At 36.9% G+C, this 7,879-nt stretch carries 2 protein-coding genes; one reads left to right on the top strand and one right to left on the bottom strand.

Annotated elements, in window-relative coordinates; genetic code table 11:
- Positions 1-783: 783 nt before the first annotated feature.
- Entirely contained in the window at positions 784-1,908 is a 1,125-nt protein-coding gene (locus ACFINI_RS09030; RefSeq protein WP_375647943.1) for a metallophosphoesterase, read from the bottom strand.
- Positions 1,909-2,678: 770 nt separating this feature from the next.
- Here ACFINI_RS09030 and ACFINI_RS09035 point away from each other — a divergent pair.
- Positions 2,679-7,879: right-handed parallel beta-helix repeat-containing protein (locus ACFINI_RS09035; protein WP_375647947.1), on the top strand; the 5,201-nt coding region annotated here is incomplete at its 3' end.

The following is a 7,879-nucleotide window of genomic DNA, read 5'->3' on the forward strand; positions in this document are numbered from 1 at the left end:
TTAGCCAGATCTTCGCCCGCTTGTTCCATACCAGCCTTGGCACTCTCCGAGAGCTTTTCCTGTGTAAAAAAACTCTTTCTAAACTAGAACTTCTTAAAATCCCCTTTTTACTCCTCTCTCAAAGAAAAGATAAAACTGCCAAAACACGTGAGAGTCATCTAAGGATAATTGCATGAGACCATAACAGCTATAAACAGACTCCAATATTTGTATCATATTATTGTAACGACTTACTTACGTATAAAAGAAGAAGATAAAATTGTAATACAACTAAAAGTTCATACGGTTAATCAAGAGAAATTATACAGCATCACAAAACATCAATTGTTTGAAGATTATAAGTAAAAAATTGATCAAAATAAAAAGCTTTTCTTATGAAAAAGAAAAGAGTTGCCCATGAGTAGATATTATAAACTCTAACAAAGGGCATAACTTGATAATTATACTGCAACAAACTAATAGAAACAGCCTTCTTGATAATTCTGGACAACATGTGCTAGCAAATTATGAACACACCCTTGACAAACTCCCCTTTCTTCAAAGATGAAAGCCTAAAAAGAAAAAATAGAATAACAAATCATTATTCTGCTTTGTATTAAAGCTCAGTTCACATTAAACCATTGCACTTATAGCGTATAACCTGAAATCTTAGCAGCTTTGAAAAAAATATGTCTGATTTTTCACTCTATTTCTAAATAACATTTAGACACTCCTACTGCTCTTCAAGTCCGCACATATAATACGCTTTTTCCCTCATGCTTTAAGACAAAGAAAAAAATCCTATTATAACTTACTGCAACTTGCCGAAAATTGGGTGTCTTTCCCTATAACGCCAAGATCTTTAATTAAAAGCGGTTTTCCTATTTCTCCATTATAGGCTTTAACGTGAATGGTCTTGCCTTTCACATCTATGAGGTAATAATCTCCATTAAAAAGCGCACCAGCTGTATATATAGGGATATTTCCAAAAACCTTATCATTTTTCGCACGGCAATAAGACTGATAATGCGTGTGCCCCACGAAGATTGCTTTAACATTATGAGAGGTAATAATTGACTTAAAGACCGACAAATCTTTAGCATTCTTTTTACGAATAAAAAAGGATTCACCATCAATGGAAGCAGCACGCGCATCATGAAAATTAATGATTGTCACTTTACCTCTTGCATCAGCAGCAGCTAAATCGTTCCTAAGCCAATCTAAAGATTTATTGATTTGCACTTCTGTAGACTGCCCCTTCAAACCAACCGTATAGCTTGGATAATTGTGAAGCTGCACATAGTGAACATCTCCATAATCCCAAGAATAACTCAAACTCCCCCTTATCAAGCGAATATTTCCACCCGAAATGGGAACCAAACTTTCAGTAACATCTGCATTGAAATGCGATAATTGACTACGGTATTTTTTGATTTCCGATACCATTCTTGAAACTGCACTTATAGCACAAGCATCTTTGTAAAAACTGAATTCTTGAGGATTTGTACAATTACCAACATTATTGGCATAATCGTGATTCCCTAGCCCCTCATAGACAGGTGCTCCAAGAGTTTTATAAACATTTTCATAATCATCATAGTTTTTTTGTTGTCCAAACTCCGTCAGATCACCATTGACAATATGGAATGCAGCCTTGTGCGCTTTTATCACACCAGCAACCTGCTCATTTATCTTTAACCATGGCTCTCTGTTTGATATTCCATTGGCATCACCAGAGTTTAAACGCCACGGTTGCGGATCAGCCATAATGATAGCAGTATAATTTTCTGTAAGAGACTTTTCTTTCATCGACCAATCCATGAATGCATCATGATAAAGCCTCTTGTCTCTTTTTATTTTTTCAGAATCAAGATTAAAACAACCAGAGAGAGTAAAAGCAATCACGGTGATTACCAATTCATATCTCATAAACCTATCGCCATAAAAACGTTACATATTATATTAAAAAATTCCTCAGAAGCAATTTTTTAGATTTTATTGTCAAAAATATGTCAAAAATTCGAAATAACGAAAGCAATAATCCTTCAATGAAGGTGCACTTTGATGATATAAAAGCACTGTTGATTTCAAGCCTTCAACTTGAAGCATCTTCATTGATTAAGATTTATAAGCTTGGGCTCTGGCTCTTTCAAATGTCATCGATACATCAACAGCTTATAAAAACTTAGTCGTATACTATTAAAATATCCCCAACAGGAGAAAAAATGTATTCTTATACTAGAGCACCCAACTCCTTTGGATATCAAGATCAAATATATTAGAATATTATGATAAATAAGGTATAAATAATCAAAAGTGCTAGCAATAGTGTTTGAGTATTACCGTCATAACTTACTTTGATAAGTTATAAAAATGCAGAATTATTACAGAAAATACTATTATTACTTTATAAAAAAATAATATAACTTATGTAAGTATTATAATAATATTTATAATTTCTATAATATAGATTTACAATAAATTTAATTATATAATATAAATAATTACAAACACATTGTGTGTTAAATATAAATTAATACAAATTTAATATCATTTGTTTTTTAATTTTGACAAAAAACCAAAAATATCTTACCAAATAAAGACAATTATCGAAATTAATAACAACTATCCATTTTCACTTCTTCTTATGAAGTTTGCGGGGAAATGAATATTTGGGGGCTCTCATAAGGAGAATACTAGTGTATAAAACATCCCTTTTATCATGCACAGCTGCGGCTGCTATCATACTATTCAACATCCAGTTCACTGCACATGCTGAAACTCTTGACGTTGCCAACGAAGAAAAAGATATATCCGGAAAAACGTACGAGACTATTTATGTAAAAAACAAAGGAAAAATCACCGGTAGTACTGTAACTGTAACTGGAAATAAAAACACAAATACAGACACAGGTAGCGATAAATATGTTGTAACAGTTGAAGGTGCTAACAGTGCGCTTGAATTAAATGGCTTAAATATTCAAGGCACTGATTCTGATGTTCGTTTTGGTATTTCTGTAAAAGACGGCGCTAACATCAACCTGACTGGGGGGAACATTACAGCTTCTCAAACTGGTGTTTATATTGATGATAGTAAGAATAGTAGAAATATACTACAAAATGTAGTGATATCAGATAATAAAAATGAAGCATCATCACTCCTTGGAATAGAAATAAACAACGAAAGTTTTATCACTTTAGAAAATGTAACAGTTAAGCAAGCAGAAACTGGTATACTTGCGGATGTCGTTTCTCAAGTTATAGTATCCGGAGGATCATTCGAAGGTAAAATGGATGGCGTATATGCTATGGGCGGCACCACCATTACTGTAGATGGCGGTACTAACATTACCTCATCTAATGGTAACGGACTCCATGCCGATGATGAAAATACCACCATAAAAATGACTGGGGGAAGCGTAACTGGAAAAGACGCAGCATTGTATACAAACGACGGTAGTCATATTAAAGTCACGGGTGGTACTCTAACAGCTAAGGAAGATACCACAAGTGCACCTACTACAGAAAGGGATAACCCTGCATATAATAAGGGTACTAAAATTGAGAGTGGATTCGGCGCATTGTCTCAAGGTGAAAACAGTGTGATTGAATTATCTGATACAAAGATCAATGATGCGACAATCGGGTTAAAAACACAAGAAAGTGGCGCAATCGCAATGACTGGGGGAAGCATTACAGCGTCCAAAGTTGGTGCATTCTTTTTAGATAGCAAGAGCAAAGAAAACGAACTGAAAGATGTAGTGACATCAAGTGGGAAAGATGATGCGCCACTAATCAATGGAATCAAGGCAACTAACAGTAATGTCACTTTAAATAATGTAACAGTGACGCAAGCACAAACTGCCATAGATGCATATGATTCCACAGTAAAAGTCTTAGGAGGATCATTTGATGCAGAAAAAGCAGCAATATTTGCTCAAAACGGCGGCAACATCACTTTAACTGGCGGTGCAAAAATTACATCATATAACGATGCTGGACTCTATGCGGAAGGTTCAAAGTCCATCATCGAAATGACAGGAGGGAGCATTACAGCGAAAGAGGAAGCAGTAACGACAACATACGGTGGCCATATTACTGTTACAGATGTCACCCTAAAAACAAATGGTGATGGAATTGGTGTAGCTTCTGATGACCTTGGTAGCATGATTGAATTACTTGGAAAGACAACGATTAGTGATAGTGCAATCGGACTTCAAGCACAAAACGGTGGTGTAATCAAGATGACTGGGGGAACCATTACAGCTTCTGCAGCTGGTGCTGGCTTCTTAAACAGTAACAGCCGTGAAAACAAACTAGAAAATGTGACAATATCGAGTGGTAAAGACGATGCGCCACTGAACTTTGGAATAAAAGCAGATAAAGGTACCGTCACTTTAAAAGATGTAACAGTGACTCAAGCAGCCGCCGGTATATTTGCAGATCATGATTCGACAATAACAATCTCGGGAGGATCATTTCATGCACAAAATGCAACAATATCTGCTCAAAACGGCAGCGCCATCACTTTAACAAACGGTGCAAAAATTACATCATCTGATGATGTTGGATTATATGCTAAAGATTCAAACTCCTCCATCACAATGATAGAAGGAAACGTCACGGGAAAAGCGAGTGCTTTGGTTGCTGAAGATGGTGGTCATATTACTGTTACAGATGTTACCCTAAAAACAAATGATAGCGATAAGTCATTTGGTGTATTTTCTAATGGCGCAAATAGTGTAATTGAATTGCTTGGAAAGACCACAATTAGTGGTAGTGCAATCGGGCTTGCATTCCAAAATGATGGCGCAATCAAGATGATTGGAGGAACCATTACAGCTTCTGCAGCTGGTGCTGGCTTCTTAAACAGTAACAGTCATGAAAACAAACTAGAAAATGTGACAATATCGAGTGATAAAGACGATACGCCACTGAACTTTGGGATAAAAGCAGATAAAAGTACCGTTACTTTAAAAGATGTAACAGTGACTCAAGCAGCCGCCGGTATATTTGCAGAGAATGATTCGACAATAACAATCTCGGGAGGATCATTTCATGCACAAAATACAACAATATCTGCTAAAAGCGGCAGCACTATCACTTTAACCAATGATGCAAACATTACATCATCTGATAATGTTGGACTCTATGCAGAAGGTTCAAAATCCACCATCACAATGACGGCAGGAACTGTCACGGGGAAAGGTAATGCATTGGTTGCTGAAAATGGTGGACATATTACTGTTGCAGATGTGGCTCTAACTGTCACAGATGTGGCTCCAAGTGACGACTATATATCGTCTGGTGTATTTTCTGTTGGTGAAGGCAGTGTAATTGAATTACTTGGAAATACAACTATTAGTAATAGTGCACTCGGGCTTCAAGCACTAAACGATGGTGCAATCAAGATGACTGGAGGAGCCATTAAAACTTCTCTAGTTGGTGCTGGCTTCTTAAACAGTAACAACAGCGAAAACAAGCTAGAAGGTGTAAAGATATCGAATAGTAAAGACGATGCGTTACTGAACTTTGGAATAAAAGCAGATAAAAGTACCGTCACTTTAAAAGATGTAACCGTCATGCAAGCAACCAATGCCTTAGTTGCAGATGATCACTCGACAATAACAGCCTCAGGAGGATCATTTCATGCACAAAATACAACAATATCTGCTCAAAACAGCAGCGCCATCACTTTAACCAACAATGCAAACATTACATCATCTGATAACATTGGACTCTATGCAAATAGTTCAAACTCCACCATCAGCATGACGGGAGGAACCGTCACGGGGAAAGGTAATGCATTGGTTGCTGAAAATGGTGGACATATTACGGTCACAAATGTGTCTCTAAATGTTACAGATGTATCTCTAGGTGACGAAGATATATCGTCTGGTGTATTTTCTAATGGCGAAGGCAGTGTAGTTGAATTGCTTGAAGGAACAACGATTAGTAATAGTGAAATTGGACTTACAACAAACGATGGTGGCGCAATAAACATGACTGGAGGGACCATTAAAACTTCTCTAGTTGGTGCCGGCTTTTTAAACAGTAACAGCGGTGAAAACAAGCTAGAAGGTGTGAAGATATCGAATAATAAAGACGATGCGTTACTGAACTTTGGAATAAAAGCAGATAAAAGTACCGTCACTTTAAAAGATGTAACAGTGACTCAAGCAGCCGCCAGTATAGTTGCAAATGATCACTCAACAATAACGGTCTCAGGAGGATCATTTAGTGGACATGATGTAGGAGGAAGCGCCGAAGCCAGCAGTACGATTATCTTAAAAAACAATGCTAACATTATATCATCTAATGGCGAAGGACTCCTTGCAGACGGTTCAGGATCTAAGATCATAATGACGGGAGGATCCGTAGCCGCGAACAAAACAGCGTTATTCGCAATCAACGGTGGGCATATTGATGCCACAGATGTTGCTCTAACAACAGAGGGAAAAGGAAGCGGTGCATTTGTAAGTGGCAATGACAGCACAATTCAATTGCATGGTGATACAATAATTAACAATACTTTGGACGGCCTTGGAGCAGTTAACGGTGGTAAAATCATTAGCGAAAACTTATCGATAATCGGTGGTGAAGCACTTGAAGGCTCCGACAACGAACGCACTGGTATATGGACATCGGACTCTGGTAGTGAAGTTAGGTTAATGGGCAAAACAACCATTCAAAATGTCGATGAAGGGTTTTATGCAGACGGTGGAAGTCAAATCATTAGCGGAGATTTAATTATAACCGGTAGTGAAAGTAAAACAATGACCGTTGGTGTAAACGTTGCAGAAACTGATAGTTTAATTAAGTTAAATGGTAAAACAATCATTCAAAATTTTGATGTTGGTCTTTTTGCAGGAAATAATAGCACAATTAAGATGACGAATGGTTATATTGGAGCAACAGAGAATACAATAAAAAATAAAATAGAAGCAAAAAAAGTTGCACTATGGGCGGCATTTAACGGACATATTGATGTCGTAAATACTTCTATGATAGCAGGAGTTGCTGGTTTGCAATTTATAGCTCTCTCTAATCCTGATTTAGATTATCCAGATGATCCACAAAAACGTAAAAGCAGTGAAATCAATTTAACCAATGCAGATATTCACGTTGAAAATGGCACAGGAATTTTTGTTGGAGCTTTTACTAACACAAACATTGAAGATATTCCAACTTTATCAATCGGTACAGCAAATCTCAAAAATTCAGAAATCCATGCTGATGTATTGTTAGGAGATGGTCTTTTTGAAGATCCAAAATCTTGGAAAAATGACAATTATTGGAACAATAAAGAGGTTAAAGCGATCTCCAATGGCACCTTCACATTAAGCGCTGATCATTCAACTTTAGAAGGCAGAGCGAATATTGCTAAAGACAGAAATGTACATTTTGATCTAAAAAACAAGACAACATGGACACTAAAGACCAGTACAAAAGAAAAAGATGCTGATGGCAATCTGCTTGATATTGCTCAAAGATCTCGTTCCGATATTTCTACGCTTAATCTCGATAACAGCTCTATTATCTTTAATGGACCAACAGAAGATCATTATCACACATTGCATATAGGATCTGGTAAACCAGATACGCAAACAGTCTACAACGCCTCTGGTAATGCAAAGATTTACTTCAACATTGCCTGGAGTGATGGGGTAGCAAGTGCCGATCAAAAAACCGATAGACTTTTGATCCACGGTGATGTCTCAGGCTCCACAACAGTTTATATCAAAAGCGATTCAGGAGATGAAAGTAGTGTAGTCAATGCTGCTGATCCTTCCAATATAGGTGGCCTCTCGCTCATTCAAGTATCTGGAAAAGCACAAGAAGACTCTTTCAAACTCGTAAATGGCTATACCACAAGAAATCGTTTGCCTTATAAATATAC

This window comes from Bartonella sp. AA56HLJMS, assembly GCF_042197145.1.
Classification (GTDB): Bacteria; Pseudomonadota; Alphaproteobacteria; order Rhizobiales; family Rhizobiaceae; genus Bartonella.